The organism is Sphingobacterium multivorum (assembly GCF_900457465.1).
In the GTDB taxonomy this organism is placed as follows: Bacteria; Bacteroidota; Bacteroidia; order Sphingobacteriales; family Sphingobacteriaceae; genus Sphingobacterium; species Sphingobacterium multivorum.
The window spans coordinates 1,118,124-1,136,120 of sequence record NZ_UAUU01000009.1 but is presented as its reverse complement, the minus strand read 5'-3'; the positions used below and the strand labels follow the sequence as shown (position 1 = coordinate 1,136,120).

Below are 17,997 nucleotides of genomic sequence, written 5' to 3'. Positions count from 1 at the left end.
AATAGCTCACCCTGGAACTATATCCATTGGTGCTTTTGCGTATTCCTTTACCGGCAAAGGCCATCTTCTGTCATTCATTATCCTGATCATCTGAGATTTCGTTTTCCTGCTTTCGAGGCCGTCCTCTTCTAGTCCTTGGGGTATCTTCACCAGGAAAAAGATCCTGTAGTTCGATAAGATTTTTTACGCGATAGCTGTTCCCATTAAGTTTTACAATTGTTGCATGATGGACAATCCTATCTATAATAGCAGAAGCAATTACCCTGTCACCGAAGAGGTTTCCCCAGTCTTCAAAGTTTCGGTTTGTGGTGATGATCATAGACCCGGTTTCGTACCTCCTGCGAACGATCTCAAAGAAATCTTCCAGACTGTTCTGCGGCATTTTTTTGAAGCCCAGCTCATCAAGTATCAGCAGGTCCGGCTTTAGATAACGCTGCAATACGGACTGGTAACTTCCGTCTGCCCTTGATGCGAACAGTCTTTCGACCATTTCATTTGTGTGTACAAACAGTACTTTTTTACCTCTTTTGACCGCTTCGAGCCCGATCGCATGGGCCAGGTGGGTTTTTCCGACACCGGGTTTCCCCATGAATATAGCGTTGGAGCGCTGTTCTATGAACCGGCAGGAAGCCAGGTCAAACAATAGCCTTCTGTCCAGGTCCGGCTGGTAACTCAGGTCATAACAGTCCAGGATCTTTTGCGTATCCAGACGGGATTCCTTCAGTCTGGACTGATAGCCATTGGACTGTCTTTTTACTGTTTCATCTTCGATGAGCAGCTCCAGAAATTCAAGGTAGCTGATCTGTTTTTCCAGGGCATGCCTGTTCCTCATTTCAAGGTTCTGGGCCATCGTGGCCAATTTTAGCTGGCGTAAATTTGCTAATAATGTTTCCATATTATTTATTTCAGTTTGTTAATCTGTCGTATAGCCCGAGTTCGTGTTCGTATTCGCTGGAATACACCATAGGAACCATTTCCTCGTAATTTTGCTTGTAGAGCTTGTTCTCGCAGATCCGTTTGACCTGCTGGTAGCTGAAGGCTCTGTAATGGAGCGCGCGTTTACATGACAGGTCGATCTGCACGTCGGTAAACCGCTTTTTTAAGTTAAGTATCCCGCGGGTCATCGGGCTCCAGTGGGTAGGGACTTCTGCCAGAAGATGTTCAAAGAAGAGCAGTGCAGAAGGTCCGATACTTCCCATCAGCCGCTTATATTCTTCTCTGCTGATATTCTTTTTATAATCCGGACGGTGTTCCTCCAGAGAAACGTACATGCCCATCTGTGCGCTTACCTGATGGAGTGCTATGCGTGTGCTGCCGTCAAATATTTTTAGGCAGGTACCGTTGCTTTCGAGCCTGACGGTCCTGCCCGCATAGGCAGCGGGCACCGAATAGTAATTATGGCGGTAGCTCACGTGTGCCAGCCGGGTGACTTTTCTGGATCCGACCTCCAGGATCTCATATCGCACCGGGGGCAATGCAAGCAGTGCATGCTTTTCATACTGCTCAAATACGGCAAGCGGGATACGGCGCGTGGTTCCGTGTACGCGCTTATTGCATGTCTCTTCGTTCCAGACCTTAAGACCGCACAGCAGATCTTCATAGCTATTGCCATCGAAGCCCTTTAAAAAATTGTTTTTTACATATTTGATAGATGATTCAACTTTGCCCTTATCCTGTGGACGGCGTGGCCTGCACGCAATTCCTGCACAGCTGTAGTAGGAAAGAAATTCAGCATACCTGCGCTGGAGCTCCGGTTCGTAAAGATCCGGAGTGATCACCCCAGATTTCAGGTTGTCAAGTTTGACAGTACGCGGAACACCCCCAAAATACTCGAAAGCTTTGATATGGCAGTCCAGAAATTCGTCCACCCGCTGGCTGGTCACCAGTTTATAAAAGCTGTAGCGGCTATGGGAGAGAACCATGGAAAACACCCATACTTTAACAGGGCGGCCATTCCTGCGGAAAGTACCCATATATCCGAAATCTACCTGTGCTTCTTCTCCCGGATCGCTGTGCAGCGGCACAAAAACCTCCTGCTTCTTTAATCGCTCGATACTTCTGGCAACACTGGGGTAAGATACATCTAAACCGTGCTGCTCATGCAGGCGCTGGTGGATAAGTATCGCGCTCAGCCCCATTTCCTTATATACCTGAATGTCATCGAGATAATCATCCAGCAGCTTTGGTCTTACCTGGGGCAAAGGTTCCTCTAAGCCACGCTCAAGGGCTTTCTGTATCCGGGAAACGGTCTTGCGGCACATCCCAAGTTCTGAGGCTATCTCCCGTATGGATTTCCCGTGGGACAGCAGTGTTTTTATCGTATTATACATTGCCACTTTATACATAATGTCGGACTTTAATACTCCGACAAGTTAAACCTTAATTAAAAACTTAAGGTGGGGGCATTTTAGTGAGAATATATGGGGGTATTTTAGTGAGAATTAACATGACATAACCATCTATCCCCTTTGATTCCAGCATCTCATAGTTCTCTTCACTGCCATAACCCGCATCGGCCACCACTGCCTCACTCCGGCGATGGTAGTTTTCTTCAAATCCCTCAAGGTGGTCTTTCAGCGTAGTGGTATCCCCTGCACTCTGATGGATGCTGTAATGGGTGATGAACTGTTCTTCGGTACTGATCTGGGTGTTGTAGGCTGCTTTCAGCTGCCCGTTCTGCATGTGGTCGCCTTTCAGCCGCATGAAGGTGGCATCCACATCGGTTTTGCTGTAACTGTTCCTTTCTCCCAGTACCGCCAGTTGTTTCTCATATTTTTCCAGCCTTGGAAGATGTTCTTCCCTTAGTTTTTTAAGCTGTTTGAGGGTAGACTTTCCTGCTTCCCTGAGTTTTTCGTTCAGTGCGGAAAGTCTGTCCCTGAGCGCTGTGCTGTCAATGGGAAGGGGTGTTTCATCCCTGCCAAGCTCCGACTGGTCTTCTTTGATCTGGGATTCGATATCCGAAAGGACCGATTCTATTTTCTTCTCCAGTTTGGCTTTGTTCTTTTCCACTGATCCCTTCCATACAAACATGTAACAACCGGCTGCCGATTCGATCTTCGTTCCGTCTATGTACTGGACCTTTAGGCTTACATAGCCCAATTCGGCAAGCAGACGGACTACATCGGCAAAAAGCGACTGGATATGGCCTTTGAGCCTCTTGCCACGGAAGTAGTTGATCGTACGGTAGTCCGGTGTGCTATGGCCCGACAACCACATGAAATAGATGTCCTCCTGAAGGGCTTTTTCAATCCGGCGACATGAATAGATATTGCTCAGGTAGGCGTAGAACAGTACTTTCACCAGCATCCGCGGATGAAAACTGCTCGTCCCGCCGCCTATGTATTGCCCTATGATGTGCTCAATGTTCAATTTATCAACCACTTCGTTCACCAGGCGTACCGGGTGGTTCTCTGGGATCTTTGCAAAAATATCTTCCGGAAATAAACTCGGACTATTGGACGGTAATGCTTTGAATAGTATGTTTGCCATATTGTTTGGGTGCACCTAAAATTAACTGTTTTTTTAGGACAAACAATATAAATCCCCGACACTTTTGTGTATCGGGGATTCCTTTTTTACAGTGACTTTTTAGACACCTTCTTTTCGTTTTACGTTTAGTAAAAATTTTATTTTTTTAAAACTAAAGACATTAAAAATTGTTGTAAAATAGGTATCTATAGGCGCTTTAGCTCTTTATAAATGCACCTTTACCAAAAATAATAATCAAATAATGCAATGAAAAAAACAAAAATTAAGCAAACCTATGTTGCACCACACCTTATGACCATCTGGTTAAAGATGGAGTCAGGCATCGCGGCAGGATCCATTACCATTTCCCCCACATCTACCACCGGAGAAATTAGAGAGGAATGGGATGAACAAACTGATGAACGTACAATCACCTGGTAGTCTCCTAAACCAAATTTTTATTATGAATATTTTGAAATTTAAACTTGCAACGGTTCTTTTAATATTATCTGCCACAACATTTTTTACCAGCTGTAACAAAAAAGAGAGTGCATCTGAACAAGGTTTGGTTACCCTCAATGTTGCAGTAGGGGGAGAAGAATATAATGATGAGGGCGATATCGCTATCAAAGGTTCAACAACAAAAACAACAGCCGTAGCAGATGTGCAGCAGCAAGAGTTTCCTTTTGACAAAGATTTTAAAATTGTGGCCGAATTTAGCCGTGATAAGTCGACAACGGCGCTTTCTGCTGCATCACAGAGCAGTACAGGAGGAAATAAAGCCGCTGTTGTCACAACGCCGATCAATCGGGCGATAAAATTCAGATTAGCCGTGTATAACCAGGCTGGAAATTTTCAGGAAGATAAAATTTATAGCATTAGCACAGCCGGAACCGTTACTCCGGACGATGGTGTCGCTTTATCTGTCTTTTCAGGACAATATACATTTCTTGCATTCTCACTCAACACCAATATTGCTCCGACAATGAGCCTAGCTGGTACGTCCCTTACGACAGCAATGAGCATCGACCCGAATACAGATTTTATGTTTTACAACTCTGGTTTAATCACGGTTGGGAGCTCATCAACAAGTAACTTAAATATCATTCTCAAACACCTATTGACAAGTGTAACGGTAACTGTGGATGCCTCACCTACAAATGGATATCTTGTTTCGGCTATAGGCGCAACGACGTTGGGTACATCTGGGTCTACGGCCAGCCTAAACCTCGCTACGCGCACCGTTACGCCAGGAGGAACATTTAGCAACAAAACAGTTGCATTTCCAACATTAAATACCGCTGTTGTAAACTCAACCGCATTTTTAATGAACAATAATACGCTGACCGGAGCATTTTCAATGGCCAGCTTAACGGTAGGCCCGCTGACCCGATCCACTGCGCTCACATTTAACAACATAAGTATACAGCCTGGTGTGAAATATAATTTAGTATTGAAGATTACCCCCAATACCGTTTTAGATCAAAATATTACGTTCTTAGGCGTTCCTGCAGTGCGCATCAACGGTAAAGTTTGGATGCGTCATAATTTAGGGGCTTCCACGACATTAGATCCTGATGCTCCAACAGGAGGAAATTTCCAAAATCTGTTTGGAAATTATTATCAATGGGGTAAAATAGCTGTTGTCGCTAATGCTACAACAGGAGCAACAGCACCAACTGGAACATGGGGCACTGGTGCTGCTGGAACTACAGCATGGAATACAGGTACCGAAGCTGAACCTGTAAAAACAACAACTGATCCTTGTCCTACAGGTTGGCGTGTACCTACCACAAAAGAATGGGATGACCTAATTGCCAATACGACTGCACTACAGGCACAAAATATGGGAACAGATTGGACTGCAAGCAACACGAAATACACGAGTGCTAAAGTACTTCGCAGCAAGCGTGATTACAATGTAAAATTGACATTACCAGCGGCAGGAAATTACACAGATGCTCGTGCGCTAGCCAATAGAGGTAACCTTGGTTATTATTGGAACTCCCAAGCGAGCAGCGCTGGAACTGAAGGCTATAGAACTGTAATTTCTCAACCAGACGCCGGTGCAGTAACTGGAATTGGAATTAATAATAAATCATTCGGCTTCACTATTAGATGTATCGCCCAATAAGATTTAATTATCTTTAAACAAAAACAAAAGCCATTCTTAGTGAATGGCTTTTGTTTTACAAGATTCTCATCATACCTTAATTTGTCTTACAGGAAATCATCTTGCGACCATTACCAGTACCGATGATAACAGTCTTACCATCCACCTTTTGACTAATAATAACTGTATTATTGCCTGTTGTATTCCAATTTACTGTGTTAAATTTTGGCCAGATATTTTGCCATACGCTTTTCGTGCATCCCATAGTAGCCCGTAACAGATAAAAGATTAACCTGCAATAAACAACCAATTTCACGTAACCGCCTGATTTGATTCACATTGCCATGGTAAAATTTATAGCGTTCAGGATGTGCCAAAATGGGATTATATCCCTCGATCAACAAATCAAAAATCATTCGTTCAATTTGATTATATTCCTGCGCATAGGACATTTCGATCAAAATCAAATTAGTGGGCAATGTTAACAATTTCTCCTCAGCTTTTAAAAGCTGCTCAAAGTGACTATCAACCATATATTCCGCGGCATATCCCCCAAGAAAACCGGCGAATTCTCCGATAGATAACTGAGCAAATGCTCGTTCTATATGTGAAACGGTATTGGGATACATTTCCTTGAACACATGGGGTGTAAAATATAGCTGCTTCAGATTTAAATCAGCTAGATGGCTCAATATCTTCATACTTTCCGCTGTATTGGCACAACCGTCATCCAATCCAGGCAAAATATGGGAATGCATATCAACCTCCATCCAACTGAGGTCATAAGGTTGACTCTTTCTGTTAAAAATAGACCACATGAGGATTTATATTAATTGTTAACTTATATCAAATTAAATATTTTTACTCATCTTTCTGAAATCTCCGGCCGGTCCAACCAACCGGAGCATTTCATCTACAATCACAAGCTTAACACTTGAGGCCTTTGTAATATTTCAGATAAAAGATTTGGCGACATTTTGAATCGAATATCCTACCTGAGAATAAATCATCCGCAAAAACTATCAACAGTAATAAATCAAAATTTAACACATGTTCTATCTTTTTAGATTCCAAACAACCTCAAATTTCAATTTAGATAATATATATTCTAATAAAAGCTATTTTTAAAATGAGATAATCTGTTCACCTTCCTTTTCCAATAAACTGAAAGGCTATTTTAAAAATTCAATCTTCGATTATTATAAGTTAATAGCATAAAGCTAGGCTTTTCAAACTGTAAATCATAAGCATTCCGATTTTGAAAAAACTATTGGCTTTATTCAAAAATGAAATTTATATTTTTACATATCGCAAATATAATCATATATTTCACATTTCAACATTTATTTTACATTGTTTTTTGTTAAATTGCAAAAAATATTTCAATTCTTTAATTATATTACGTAAATCCTTCTCCATTGTTAATAATTCGATACACTAAGAGTAGAATAATATTTTTCGGCCCCGATCGTATACTAGGATCTTATATTATTATTCAAGGTTATAATCATAATACAACATGAATAGATTAATCTTTTTGTTATTTCCCCTATTTTTACAGCTTGTCTTGAGCTATCCACAAAAATTGCAGGCTAGAGCATACTGCAGATTTATCCATCAGCAACAGCATATTCCTATCGAAATTGATTCCTCACAGGTGAAAGAGTACTATAACAAAGCAAAAGAAATATATCGCAGTGACCCAAAGGAGGCCCAAAATATCGTAGAAAAAGGGATTTCGCTAGCTCAACTTCATCACATGAGTGAAATGGAAGTTGACCTCCTTAATCTAAAAGGCGTCATACTACTAAAACTAAACCAATTTGATGAAAGTATAAAAACCCCATTTCAACGTACTCAAAAAACGAGAAGAACGCAACGACAAAAAAGGCATGATGCTTTCTTTTCTGAATATAGGAAATGTGTTTAATAAGAGCTACGACCCCGATCAGGCCTTAAAATATTATCAACGCGCACTAGACCTTGCAAAGGAACTGCTCGAAACGAGGAATCGAGCCAATATATCGACCAATATTGGGAATATAGATATGCCCAAAACGCATTAAATGGAGAGAAGAAATAGGATGTTGATCTTTTCAATACCTACATTTTATTGAGCTACCTCTATCTCAAGGTAGATAAACTTGAATGGAGCACCTATTATACCGACCTAGCGACTCCTGATTGATCTTCCCGGCATCAATCGCATAACGCAGATGCCGTTATTATGGTGTCGACGTCAAAGCTATCGCGATGACTTTATTGAAATCAGGTATGTATGATTTTGTGGGCACTGACCTTCACCATGAAAAACATCTTAAAACCCTTACAGATATTGCTGAAAAATATCCTATACGAGAAATGTTAAAAACATCCCCCATTTTAAACCATTCACTGTTAGATCATATCAGCGATGTCAAGTCTCAGCATATCGCCGGATAGGAAACTTATTGTCCAAAGCGCTTGACATTGACCTTTTTTGACTTCACTTTTAAAACAAAAGGCTCAAGGACCAAGTCGGCATCAAGTTTTACCGTTCCCGATTGCGCCTCTTGATCGGTAAATACGTTTACCGGGAAGCTCGCATTATCCAAATAGAAACTATAGGCACCCTCTGGCAGGCCAAACTCAAAATGTCCATCCTTATCAGTATACATTTCGATCACCCTTCCGTTCCTGTCTTTTGCCAACACTTTGTAAATATCTAAATTCAGATCAGTCTCCAAGCTAAGTCCTTGGGTATACTCGACACGAACAGCTCCCTGTACCATTCCACCGCGCTGGAGCGGAATTTGGATTTCTAGATTTGACTGCTGTATCGCGATCACCTTCGAAACCGCCATATACTGCCCCTGCTTTGGCGAAAAAAACAAGTATGATCCATATGGTAATTTTTTAAAGGAAGCATATCCTGCTTTATCCGTTACAAACAAAATCCCTTTTACCGTAAAGCTATGGTCAGCCATCGGAATATCCCCTTAATCAAATATTCCATTAAAATTTTTATCATGAAAACAGAAAAAACGTGCATTCCCTGTCTTGATTGCTGGACGATCAAGATTTGATCCTTTTAAGTTTTGCCGAACACCAATGCGTAAATTGTTAAAATCATAGTCATATCCGGTTTTCATAACACTATAATTGTACTGAAAAAGACCGGTGAGTAAGGTATTTTTCAGCACACGGTAATTTATACTCGCGTTCCCTCCAAAACTATTCCCGTAACTACTACTCAGATTCGCCCGGGCATTGGCCACCCACTGTAATCTCTCCTGCAACAAGGTACCACTTACACGGGGTCCTAAAGAAAAACGCTTTCCAAACGAACGTCCTATTAATAGTGCACTTACCAGATCTGAAATCTGAAAAGCGCCTTGCTGGTAAGAAGCTGAAAGTCCCAAACTTTTGTAGTTGTAATTTAAATCTGTCCGTACTGCGAATAGCCCCGCAGCTTCATCGCTCATTGACACAAGCCCCGTCTCAGTAGTTACATTCAAGTTGTGCTGCAGGTTACGCGACCGAACATTTACCGTTGACAACAGGCGCCATGAGGTCGACTTGAGTTCACGGGTACCTGCGGCAAACATATAGGTTCCAATCTCACGATTATAGTTTGGCAATACGGAAAGCGTTACAAATGAACTCAAGGGCATATACATACTTAAATCCCAGCGCGAAGATTGGCTTGCGTAATTGAGAAAACGTGTATTCAGGTAGCTTGGGTTATAGCGGTAAAAGGTATAACTTAGCGCCGCCGATAACTTACCCCAATTTCGATTTACACGTTCGACAAACTGCAAAGAACCACGACGATTCCCTGTATAATAAGGAGAACTATAAAAATTATCGGAGCTAAAACTCCATTTGGCAAAACGCTGGTCCATTCGCATACCCAATGCCCATGAAGGCATGGATGAGTCCCGTCCTACGTGTTGGCCATTTTGGCTTTGAAGTCCAGCGGCGACAAAACCGCGAAGCACGGTGTTGCCTGCATATTTTTGTTTCAGAAAGTCAAAAGAATTTGCCCATAGCAGGCTCGTTGTACTATCCAAACCATTGCGATCGTAAAAAAGCTGACCTTCATAACGCCGGTGCTCAGGCTTATTTTCCCCCAACACCACCTTTCCAAAAGCTGTATAGCCCGGATCCGTTGACCTATTATACTCCAATAAGTCGACTGAGCGCTGTAAAACACCAACCGTATAATTGGCGGCCCTTGCCGTATCGATATGGTCAAATTTGACACCTCTTCCAAAGGCCGAAGCCTCCATACTTTCCTGCAAATTTCCGGCCGTGTAGATATTGTTCCCCTTCTGGAAGCTAGCAAAAGTATTGCTCAGCGTAGGCCGATCCATCCCACCCGTTTTGGTCAGATAAGCACTGTATCTTAGCTGTCCACCGGCTAGACGATATTCCCCCTCCGACCTTAAATAAAATGATTTTTGTTCACTTAGCAGGTTATCGAGCTGCAAATCAAAAAAATTACGCGAATACGCGGCCAAATTACCCCGGTTGTCAAATAATTGCTGGTAATTTCGATCGGCTGCAATATTGGACAAGAGCAGCGATAGATTCCCAAATACATCGCCATTCTCGTATAAACCGGTGACATTAACCGTGTACTGCGCCCGGTTTAACATGTATTTCTCCACAGCAAAACGGAGTATGAAAAGCGTATCACGCCCGGCTGGAAGGAAAAGGTCCTGTTCCTTAAATTTGGTATTGCCGATTCGATCCGGGGAGGAAAACAAGATTTTGATCTGTTCGTCCGTTGTACCATTATTTATCACCCGTGTCCGGATAAAGATGGAGTCACCCACGTGCTTCAGATACTGCGGTTCCGAAACATCCTGCAAGATCACTGCTTTTTTGGGTGGCACATCGATAGCCATTATCTTGTTGTCAACTATATGCCCCTGTGGATCCCGAAGCTGAACAACTACTGCCTGCCCCCTGAGCTGTGCAGGTGTCTGACTTTGTAAACGTTGGGTAATAAAGCGTTTTTTTCCCGCGGGTACGGTAAACGCTAAACGATCCGAACCAAGAGCGCGTAAACCTTGAGGCAACACCAAATTGATTTCTCCAGTAAAATCCTTTTCACTCGTGTTGACCAGCTGCAGATCAATACTGTTGAGACCTGCTTCCAAACGCAGCTGATCAGGCAAAATCAGGTACACAGGTTTTTCCTGCTGTGCCCAAACGAACCTGATCAGCAGCAATAACAGCACGAAGACTGTAAATCTAATCTTATGAGAAGAGCATTTAAACACGCGATGGGGGTCAAACTATTGTGGGATCAATAAATAGAGGAGGGACACGCTATAGCTTCCAGATTTAGAAGCCGACACCTGATCAGCCGTCAGATTCGCTTTATACTCCACATTAAAGGTTTGCGCTTGCTTTTTATCCACCGAAGCCGCCGATACAGCAACTTGTTCCTGTGTCGTTAAAAATACTTTGGGGTTGGATCTTATCCTGTTTATTCCCGTTCCTGCAGTTAATTGAAGTGACAGTGTCGACAGCGGAAGTGTTCCACCACCATTGCGCACAAGCTCACTATCGACCGACTTAACACGGAGCTCGTAGTCCGTTATAGAGTTCACGCGGATTGCATTTGCCACCGACGAACTCACTCCCTGCATATAATCTTTTTGTGTCGAAAACTGCAAGGTGGCATTTGTCGCATCTGCGGCAATTTCCAAGCTGTAATCAGGCTCCATATCGACCATCCCACCGTCCGTCAGACGCGGCGGCAATTGCATTTCATAATTAATCTCCTGCGTCCCCAGCACTTTTCCGCTTTCACTATACAGGGTAAACAACAGAGGAATGCGGTACTTCAGGTACGTATATTGATCAGGACTTAGATAGTCGTCCAGGTATTTACCTTGCGCAACAGTCAGCGCACTATAAAGTTGGTATTGCTGGTAATAGTTTCCATTGGAGCTAATGGGTTGTTTCGCCCGATTAATCAGCAGCACATCGTTACTGTTTTGCAAAATAATCGGCGTACGGCTTGCGCCGATACCATCGAGACGAAAATTCGCTTCATTGTTGTCTCCGGTCCAGCGCAGACTGATCTTGTCGACGGGAAATGTATTGCCACTGCGATTCTTCCCACCGGCAATGGTCCGTATTGGAGCTAGCAGGCGCACGGCGAGCGACCAATTTTTCTCGTTTACATTGAGACCATTCAAATCAAATTGAAAAACATTGAATCGATCCGGCGTTGTTTTGCCCAAGTAGGATGTCACTTCGAAATAGTTGTCCGACCAGACTGAAAAACGCAATTGCGCAACAAGAGGTAAGGCTGAAAACAAGCCCCAAATCAAGAGTACTGCTATTTTAGTTCTTTGCCACATGTTTAAATTCCAATTCCGCGATCTTCACCACATCCTGATCGCCATAAAATGCCAATACTGAAACGAGGTAATTCCCAGATTTCAACGATTTGGGAATTGCAATATACTGTTTACGCTTATCGCCGGGCAAGCAGTAAAAATTAAGATTGTCCACCACTTCTTTTTCACCTGTTTCCTGATTTAAAAACTCGGCACGCAATCTTCCTTCCAACCAGATATTGCCGGTCACATCGTAACTGACCTCCAGAAACTGTCCAACAGAATCCACATCTTTATAAACCAGATTTGTAATTTCAAGATCCGGCGTTTCCCTCCCATTGAAACGATGATAAACTTTTACTCCCGAACGAACGGCCAAACGGATATTAGCTCCTTCCTGTTTTTCTCTTGCCCTAGGGTTCAACTGCGTTACAAAGAGCATTGCCGTATGAACGGGTACTTCGGCCGTGAATTTTGCATCCTTGGGCACCTGCATATTCAGTTGCAATCGTTTTGATTCACCGGGTTTCAGCGAGAAATAAGACTCAGATACCGACAGCCAATTTGCACAGCTCGTCGGCAAGGTTCCCTTTGGACTCAATACATTATCACCATACTCGGAATAAGACCAGTCCTCAAAAGAAACACCCAGTTCGAGCGTATAATCTTTACTAGGATTGGTCACATCAACATATTGCGTTTGTGCCTGGCCGGCATCACCCACAAAATACAAGCGCGGCGGCCCAACGGTCAATCCTGTTTGAGAAAAGGCTACTGTAGCGATAAAAAGCAAAAAAAATGAGGCAATCAGGTTCTTCATAAAAATATATTTGGGATAAAAATACATAAAAAAGCAGGTATCTTCCGATACCTGCATCTATATGATTTTCATAGCGTAGTATACGATCTACTAGTTTGCTGCAATAGTGTACACCACATCGATGGTATATTTTGCTTTTGTATCTTTACCACCATTACCCAACAATTCCTTTACTGTTGCTTCATTAAGTGGTTTACCGATATATTTTACATCCAACTCTTTGTTCAATACCGAAGCTTCTGCTGTACTTGTACTTCCAAAAGGACCGAATTCCATGTTGACATCTGTTGAAGCAGTTTTACCATCTACCTGAATTTCGATTAATTTTTTAGCATCGTACGTATTAGCACCATTTCCAGCTACTTTATTGAATTGTCCATTAGTCAATAAAGTTGCTTTTACTTTGTAACCAGAACCTACCGAAGACACTTTCAATTGTTTTGCAATCGATTTACTTACCCCGTTGGTATAGTCAGCTGCCTTTTCGTATTTCAAGGTTACTTCGTCATTATAACCCGATGTAACTGGACCATCTTGTCCTGCACCGCTACCAATTTCGATAGATTGAAAAGGATTCAATTCAACATTCACTTTTACCTTTGCTTGTGATTGAGATTGAGCGTTTGCTGCAGTTACTGAACCAACGATTGCTACTGCGAAGAAAGTAATTTTTTTCATTTTGTTTTTATAATTTAATATGACTTATTCGTTATTATTTATCCTCTTTGGACAAAACAAAAGTACAGCAGGAAATGAGGCAAAAAGTATGAATTTGAGTCCAAAAAGTATAAAAAAGGGAGCGCGTGAAATGTTGTAGCTGTACAGCTACAAAAGCTTGTAGCGTGATCACTACAGCGCGGGGTGTCTACGGCAAAAGAATTGAATTAAGGGGAATATTATCTTGTTTCGATGCTATACATAACATCGTTTGTAAAAGTAACCGTGTTATTTTTTTCTACGTATTGCATTAAGTCGTCAGCTCCGGGACCAGTGTAGGTAACATCGAACAGTCCGTTGAGGGCGGGTGAATCTGAAGAAATGATGGTTTCCTTATTGGTAGAAAGGACGCTACTAGCTGTATTTACGGCTTGCCCTATATGAGTGGCAGTAGCTCTAACGCGAATCAATGGTGCGGGAATTTTTTCTGTCTGTGCCTGACCGAGCTTTATAAAATCTTGATTGGCCATTTTGACCTTCACTTCATAGCCCGACGTGCTAAATACCGAAAGATGTGCTTTTTGGATAGACTCAACGCCATTTTGATAATCGGCTAAGGTATGGTAGGCCAAGGTAACAATCGATTGATCTGGATTAATAACAAGATGCTGCACATCGTGGAGCTCAATATTCAATCTCACGCCAGTCTGTGCGAAGGCTGTACCTCCTAAAAGAACCAATCCCAAAAACAATATTCCCTTTTTCATAGCCTACTATCTTATCCTTACAATCGCATGAACCATCCATGATATTATGATAATCTGTCCTACAGCATCATTTCTTATTGAATCTTTATCAAATTTTGACGCCAAAAGAACGTGAATGTTCACCGCGTAAATATTTCATACGCTTTCGTTGCTTTACTATAAATATACCTTTTATAAAAAAAACGAAAGAATAAGAACAATTCTTTTTAATAGGAAAACATGTAATATTTTTAATACAGAAAAGTTATTGCTGCCAGCGCTTACGGTATTCTGTTGGTGTGAGGGATGTTTCTTTCAGAAAAAAGGTACTAAAGTTATTCACGTCTTTATACCCTAATTCCCAAGCTACTTGTTTGATACTGAGTGAAGATTCCACAAGAAGCTTCTTACTGACACGGAGCAATTCTTTGGTGATAAGTTCTTTGGGTGTGGTACCCAGCGTCTCCTTGGTGAGATTGGTCAATTTTTTACTTCCTATATTTAATTGATCCGCGTAGAAAGCAACCTGTTTTTCCTTTTTTACATGTTTTTCAACAAGCTCCTGAAAACGTCGCACCAATGATACTTCCGTCCGCTGCCCCAGCAGTTCGCCCGATTGACGATCTTCTGCATATATAGCCGCCAGAAGCACAATCTGCTTCACGATATTATGTGCCAAATCCCGATAAATTGCCTTATTATAATTCTGCTTGGACAGTTTCAGCTGCATGCCTACAAATTCGTAGTAGGTCGCGTATTCTTTGGGCACGCTAAGTGTTCGATAGGTATATTCACTTTTGTTAAATGACTTGAAGTTTCGAAGGAAGGCCGTATCAACCTCGGTACGTACAAAAAAACTTTCCGAAAAATAGATAATCAAAAATGGGCGCTGTTCATTTGTATTGGCTTCGATTTGTATCCCGCGCGGAATCAAAACTAGACTATATTCCTCAATCTCAGCGATCTGTTTATTGATCTGCATGCTACAGCCGCCACTTGACACAAAAAGAACGACATAGTTCTCTTTTGCTGTTGCATCCTTAATTTCCGAAGACTCCCGTTCTACACCAATAACCCGATGAACTCCAAATTCCATAATAATTATTTACCGCATGTAATGCCTGAAAAACATTTTACGTGCTTAGGCGTGAAGCAATTTAGTAAATAAATCCCGAACACAAAAACTCGCCTCATATTGTATCACAGTTTTATCTGTCTTCATTTTCAAGGCAACCTTACGGTAAGGAAGCAGGTATTCACGTCATCAGAAGCACATTTCATACATTATTTTTCACAAATTATAATTGATAGATCAGCCTCCAAAAGCCACTAAGAGGCAATCCCACAGCCATACCGATAGCCAATTTGTTGTTAAGTCCTAACTTAATCTGGGGATGCAAAATTGTTCTTATCTCATCGGAAGAAATTTCCTGATTGACCTCAATACCGATAAAATGGTCTGTCTGTCCTTCTCCCCCTTCCGCGCGCCAAGATCCCGTACAAGATCATTATATAAAGGTTCGGCATGATGTATTTTATCGGGCAGGGATTTATTTTCTTGGGCAAGGCCAGCAATTGAAGTGGCGAGGGCACATATAAATAAACATGCGCGCAAGCACCGAGAAGTAAGTTTATTGTTTTCCATATCACAAACCTCGATGTGAAATATGGAAAGACTTGGGAATGTTCTTTTCCTGCTTCAGTAAAGAAATAGCAATGTATAATTCCTTAAGATATATTGATCATAAGCCCGACCAAACATACAATAATGCAGCGCAAAATGTTGGCACGATTAACCGTTAACACCGATTATCACTTACTTCCTCTTTTCCATCAGCAATCATCGCATTGACGTCGGCCATATCCCCAGCTTCCAAGTGTTCAATATCTTCAGCCTGCTCTTCGGAGTAGCGATCAATAAAGAATGTACAGCCCATCGGAAAATGATCGGACCCAACAGAAGGATAAATAAACAATTTGTCAATAAATACGGTCGGACTATGAAACAGCAGGTCCAAAGGCACTCTGAAAAACCAATAATTGGCTTGAAAGGTGGAAAGAATACCTCGCCCGATGCGTGCATCGATCAATCTGCTGGTTTTTTTGAACAAGAGCGAAGATTTGGCCCAGGCCACATTGTTAAAGTCTCCTGTGACAACGACTGGCATTTTATAATCGCGTACCCGCTTACCCACACTGAGCAGATCACCATCCCTTTCTTTGGAGTTTTCTTCTTCTGTCGGACTTGGTGGTGGTGGATGAACAGCAAAAAAGATAAAACGATGCCCATCGGCGGTTTCCAGCTCTGCTTCAATACTGGGAATATCATCTGCTACAAAATAATGCACTTGACATTTGTTAACCTTCAGATTGGTATAAAAATGCATACCGTAGGTATTGTCCAGGGTCACCTTCTCAAAATTGGGGTAATCGCTTTCCAATATACGTAGTGCTTTTTCCCAAGCAGCATCACTTTCCATGGTCAAAAAGATATGTGGCTTTTCTTTCTGAATCAGGTCAATAAAGCGATCATAAGCCGTATTGAATTGCAGCACATTACAGGAGATCACTTTGATACTATTAGATGCATCTTTGCCCTTTTCATATTTTTCGCGACGCCAAAATTTGGTGTAACGTATCAATATATAGGCGTGGTATACAATCAGCGCCAGCTGTCCCCCCTGCAACCACCATATCCAGGGGTCTTCAGTCACAAGATAAAAGCCCAAAGCCAATGTGGGCACCTGAAATACCAACAGCTGCAGCTTCACAAATTCAGCTACCCGAAAGATCCAATGCTGGCTTTGGGCAAAGGGTAATATACTCAGTAAAATTAATAACCCTGAGAAAACAGTATAGAAAATCAGCATATCGTTCGAGCAAACATTTTAAACAAACTTAAACAAATTACCGTTATTTCCAACAGACCATCATTTATCAAGCGCTCCTCAGCTATTAAATACCCAATTGCTCGCCCTTCATATAATCCACGCGTGTCATGGCTAATGCATTCGGGAAGTTCGTGTGGATATACGCAATCATTTGTTCCCGAATATAACAGCTTAGATAAAACAAAGCTAAAAATAAAAAATGATTGCTATTTCAATCATTTTAACTACTTTTGTTTATAATAGCGAACAAAAATAATATATGAGCTCTAAGAAACAAATCATTTTCCCTAAGTTAGCCAAACTTATGGAACAAGTAGGCGAAAATATTAAGTTAGCAAGAAAGCGTCGTAAATTAACAACTATTCAAGTTGCAGAGCGAGCTGGAATTGCGCGTTCAACCTTATACCTTATTGAAAAAGGAGATACAAGCGTCGCATTTGGCGCATATTTAAATGTGCTCCGGGTATTGGGGCTACAAAATGATGTCTTGCAATTAGCAGCAGACGATGATTTAGGAAGAAAACTACAAGATCTCGAATTATTGAAGTAGCAATCAATGGCACACAACAAGTTTGATATATACGTATATGCGCACTGGAAAGGGATGGCGGAGCCTAAACTTATAGGGACCCTCTCAGCACATTTTGCTAAAGGTAAAAAGGCATTCAGTTTTGAATACGATAAAATATGGTTGAAATCGGAGCAACTTCAAATCTTAGACCCTGAAATACAGTTTTTTTCAGGAACACAATATGCTAGCGAAAAAGGAAACTTCGGTATATTTCTAGACAGTATGCCCGACACTTGGGGGCGAACACTCATGAAAAGACGCGATGCTCAGTTGGCAAAGGGGCGGAACGAAAAGCCCCCTTCTTGTATGATATTGATTTGCAGATAAGATTGGCATATCAAGAGCAGAAAAAGAATTAATGAGTAGAGCATTTAAAACACATTTCTAGAT

General features: G+C 41.8%; 17 protein-coding genes and 1 pseudogene. 4 read left to right on the top strand and 14 right to left on the bottom strand.

The window, feature by feature from the left end; translation table 11 throughout:
* Positions 1 to 70: 70 nt before the first annotated feature.
* The 3 genes and pseudogenes from istB to DTA23_RS16520 all read right to left on the bottom strand — a co-directional run.
* Positions 71 to 895: an IS21-like element helper ATPase IstB gene (istB, locus tag DTA23_RS16530; protein ID WP_112375393.1), complete on the bottom strand. Its 825-nt coding sequence runs from the start codon at positions 893 to 895 to the stop codon at positions 71 to 73.
* 10 nt (positions 896 to 905) lie between these two features.
* Positions 906 to 2,345, bottom strand: a complete 1,440-nt coding sequence (gene istA, locus DTA23_RS16525; RefSeq protein ID WP_112375392.1) for an IS21 family transposase — start codon at positions 2,343 to 2,345, stop codon at positions 906 to 908.
* Between the two features lie 103 nt (positions 2,346 to 2,448).
* A pseudogene (locus DTA23_RS16520) lies at positions 2,449 to 3,489 on the bottom strand (IS1182 family transposase); the annotation flags it as partial.
* Positions 3,490 to 3,931: 442 nt separating this feature from the next.
* On the opposite strand from DTA23_RS16520, the gene DTA23_RS16515 reads away from it, so the two are divergent.
* Positions 3,932 to 5,602: an FISUMP domain-containing protein gene (locus DTA23_RS16515; RefSeq protein ID WP_172462438.1), complete on the top strand. Its 1,671-nt coding sequence runs from the start codon at positions 3,932 to 3,934 to the stop codon at positions 5,600 to 5,602.
* 197 nt (positions 5,603 to 5,799) lie between these two features.
* Here DTA23_RS16515 and DTA23_RS16510 read toward each other — a convergent pair whose 3' ends face one another.
* Complete coding sequence (locus DTA23_RS16510) at positions 5,800 to 6,399, bottom strand: tyrosine-protein phosphatase (protein WP_146753105.1); 600 nt, start codon at positions 6,397 to 6,399, stop codon at positions 5,800 to 5,802.
* A gap of 701 nt (positions 6,400 to 7,100) precedes the next feature.
* Here DTA23_RS16510 and DTA23_RS16505 point away from each other — a divergent pair.
* The gene (locus DTA23_RS16505) at positions 7,101 to 7,511 is read left to right on the top strand and encodes a hypothetical protein (RefSeq protein ID WP_112375388.1); all 411 of its coding nucleotides are present in this window, start codon (positions 7,101 to 7,103) and stop codon (positions 7,509 to 7,511) included.
* 517 nt (positions 7,512 to 8,028) lie between these two features.
* On the opposite strand, the gene DTA23_RS16495 is transcribed toward DTA23_RS16505, so the two are convergent.
* From DTA23_RS16495 to DTA23_RS16455, 10 genes are all read right to left on the bottom strand, one after another.
* Complete coding sequence (locus DTA23_RS16495) at positions 8,029 to 8,547, bottom strand: collagen binding domain-containing protein (RefSeq protein WP_112375386.1); 519 nt, start codon at positions 8,545 to 8,547, stop codon at positions 8,029 to 8,031.
* Between the two features lie 12 nt (positions 8,548 to 8,559).
* Positions 8,560 to 10,758: a hypothetical protein gene (locus tag DTA23_RS16490; protein ID WP_146753104.1), complete on the bottom strand. Its 2,199-nt coding sequence runs from the start codon at positions 10,756 to 10,758 to the stop codon at positions 8,560 to 8,562.
* Positions 10,759 to 10,866: 108 nt separating this feature from the next.
* On the bottom strand, positions 10,867 to 11,943 hold the full coding sequence (locus tag DTA23_RS16485) for a hypothetical protein (RefSeq protein ID WP_112375384.1): 1,077 nt from the start codon (positions 11,941 to 11,943) through the stop codon (positions 10,867 to 10,869).
* Positions 11,927 to 12,742: a fimbrial biogenesis chaperone gene (locus DTA23_RS16480; RefSeq protein WP_070570062.1), complete on the bottom strand. Its 816-nt coding sequence runs from the start codon at positions 12,740 to 12,742 to the stop codon at positions 11,927 to 11,929. The genes DTA23_RS16485 and DTA23_RS16480 overlap by 17 nt, the downstream gene beginning before the upstream one ends.
* 90 nt (positions 12,743 to 12,832) lie before the next feature.
* The gene (locus DTA23_RS16475; RefSeq protein WP_112375383.1) at positions 12,833 to 13,420 is read right to left on the bottom strand and encodes a hypothetical protein; all 588 of its coding nucleotides are present in this window, start codon (positions 13,418 to 13,420) and stop codon (positions 12,833 to 12,835) included.
* 218 nt (positions 13,421 to 13,638) lie between these two features.
* On the bottom strand, positions 13,639 to 14,166 hold the full coding sequence (locus DTA23_RS16470; RefSeq protein WP_070570045.1) for a hypothetical protein: 528 nt from the start codon (positions 14,164 to 14,166) through the stop codon (positions 13,639 to 13,641).
* Between the two features lie 244 nt (positions 14,167 to 14,410).
* Positions 14,411 to 15,241, bottom strand: coding sequence for a helix-turn-helix domain-containing protein (locus DTA23_RS16465; protein ID WP_070570043.1), 831 nt, complete (start codon positions 15,239 to 15,241; stop codon positions 14,411 to 14,413).
* A 202-nt stretch (positions 15,242 to 15,443) separates the two neighbouring features.
* Positions 15,444 to 15,596: a hypothetical protein gene (locus tag DTA23_RS31100; protein WP_491630822.1), complete on the bottom strand. Its 153-nt coding sequence runs from the start codon at positions 15,594 to 15,596 to the stop codon at positions 15,444 to 15,446.
* Complete coding sequence (locus tag DTA23_RS31095) at positions 15,554 to 15,790, bottom strand: hypothetical protein (protein WP_112375382.1); 237 nt, start codon at positions 15,788 to 15,790, stop codon at positions 15,554 to 15,556. The genes DTA23_RS31100 and DTA23_RS31095 overlap by 43 nt, the downstream gene beginning before the upstream one ends.
* Before the next feature lie 154 nt (positions 15,791 to 15,944).
* The gene (locus DTA23_RS16455) at positions 15,945 to 17,015 is read right to left on the bottom strand and encodes an endonuclease/exonuclease/phosphatase family protein (protein WP_112375381.1); all 1,071 of its coding nucleotides are present in this window, start codon (positions 17,013 to 17,015) and stop codon (positions 15,945 to 15,947) included.
* A 280-nt stretch (positions 17,016 to 17,295) separates the two neighbouring features.
* Here DTA23_RS16455 and DTA23_RS16450 point away from each other — a divergent pair, with 280 nt between their 5' ends.
* Both DTA23_RS16450 and DTA23_RS16445 read left to right on the top strand, forming a co-directional pair.
* Positions 17,296 to 17,586 carry a helix-turn-helix domain-containing protein gene (locus tag DTA23_RS16450; RefSeq protein WP_070570037.1) on the top strand — a complete coding sequence of 97 codons (291 nt, stop codon included), beginning with the start codon at positions 17,296 to 17,298 and terminating at the stop codon, positions 17,584 to 17,586.
* 6 nt (positions 17,587 to 17,592) lie between these two features.
* Positions 17,593 to 17,934: a HipA N-terminal domain-containing protein gene (locus tag DTA23_RS16445; protein WP_112375380.1), complete on the top strand. Its 342-nt coding sequence runs from the start codon at positions 17,593 to 17,595 to the stop codon at positions 17,932 to 17,934.
* The last annotated feature ends 63 nt before the right edge of the window (positions 17,935 to 17,997 follow it).

Bases quoted from the DNA above. Each gene is read 5' to 3' on its own strand.
- DTA23_RS16515 (WP_172462438.1), top strand. From the start codon at position 3,932: ATGAATATTTTGAAATTTAAACTTGCAACGGTTCTTTTAATATTATCT.
- DTA23_RS16470 (WP_070570045.1), bottom strand. From the start codon at position 14,166: ATGAAAAAGGGAATATTGTTTTTGGGATTGGTTCTTTTAGGAGGTACA.
- DTA23_RS16485 (WP_112375384.1), bottom strand. From the start codon at position 11,943: ATGTGGCAAAGAACTAAAATAGCAGTACTCTTGATTTGGGGCTTGTTT.
- DTA23_RS16505 (WP_112375388.1), top strand. From the start codon at position 7,101: ATGAATAGATTAATCTTTTTGTTATTTCCCCTATTTTTACAGCTTGTC.
- DTA23_RS16455 (WP_112375381.1), bottom strand. From the start codon at position 17,015: ATGCTGATTTTCTATACTGTTTTCTCAGGGTTATTAATTTTACTGAGT.
- DTA23_RS31095 (WP_112375382.1), bottom strand. From the start codon at position 15,790: ATGGAAAACAATAAACTTACTTCTCGGTGCTTGCGCGCATGTTTATTT.
- DTA23_RS16480 (WP_070570062.1), bottom strand. From the start codon at position 12,742: ATGAAGAACCTGATTGCCTCATTTTTTTTGCTTTTTATCGCTACAGTA.
- DTA23_RS16450 (WP_070570037.1), top strand. From the start codon at position 17,296: ATGAGCTCTAAGAAACAAATCATTTTCCCTAAGTTAGCCAAACTTATG.
- istB (WP_112375393.1), bottom strand. From the start codon at position 895: ATGGAAACATTATTAGCAAATTTACGCCAGCTAAAATTGGCCACGATG.
- DTA23_RS16510 (WP_146753105.1), bottom strand. From the start codon at position 6,399: ATGTGGTCTATTTTTAACAGAAAGAGTCAACCTTATGACCTCAGTTGG.
- DTA23_RS16475 (WP_112375383.1), bottom strand. From the start codon at position 13,420: ATGAAAAAAATTACTTTCTTCGCAGTAGCAATCGTTGGTTCAGTAACT.
- DTA23_RS16495 (WP_112375386.1), bottom strand. From the start codon at position 8,547: ATGGCTGACCATAGCTTTACGGTAAAAGGGATTTTGTTTGTAACGGAT.
- DTA23_RS16445 (WP_112375380.1), top strand. From the start codon at position 17,593: ATGGCACACAACAAGTTTGATATATACGTATATGCGCACTGGAAAGGG.
- DTA23_RS16465 (WP_070570043.1), bottom strand. From the start codon at position 15,241: ATGGAATTTGGAGTTCATCGGGTTATTGGTGTAGAACGGGAGTCTTCG.
- istA (WP_112375392.1), bottom strand. From the start codon at position 2,345: ATGTATAAAGTGGCAATGTATAATACGATAAAAACACTGCTGTCCCAC.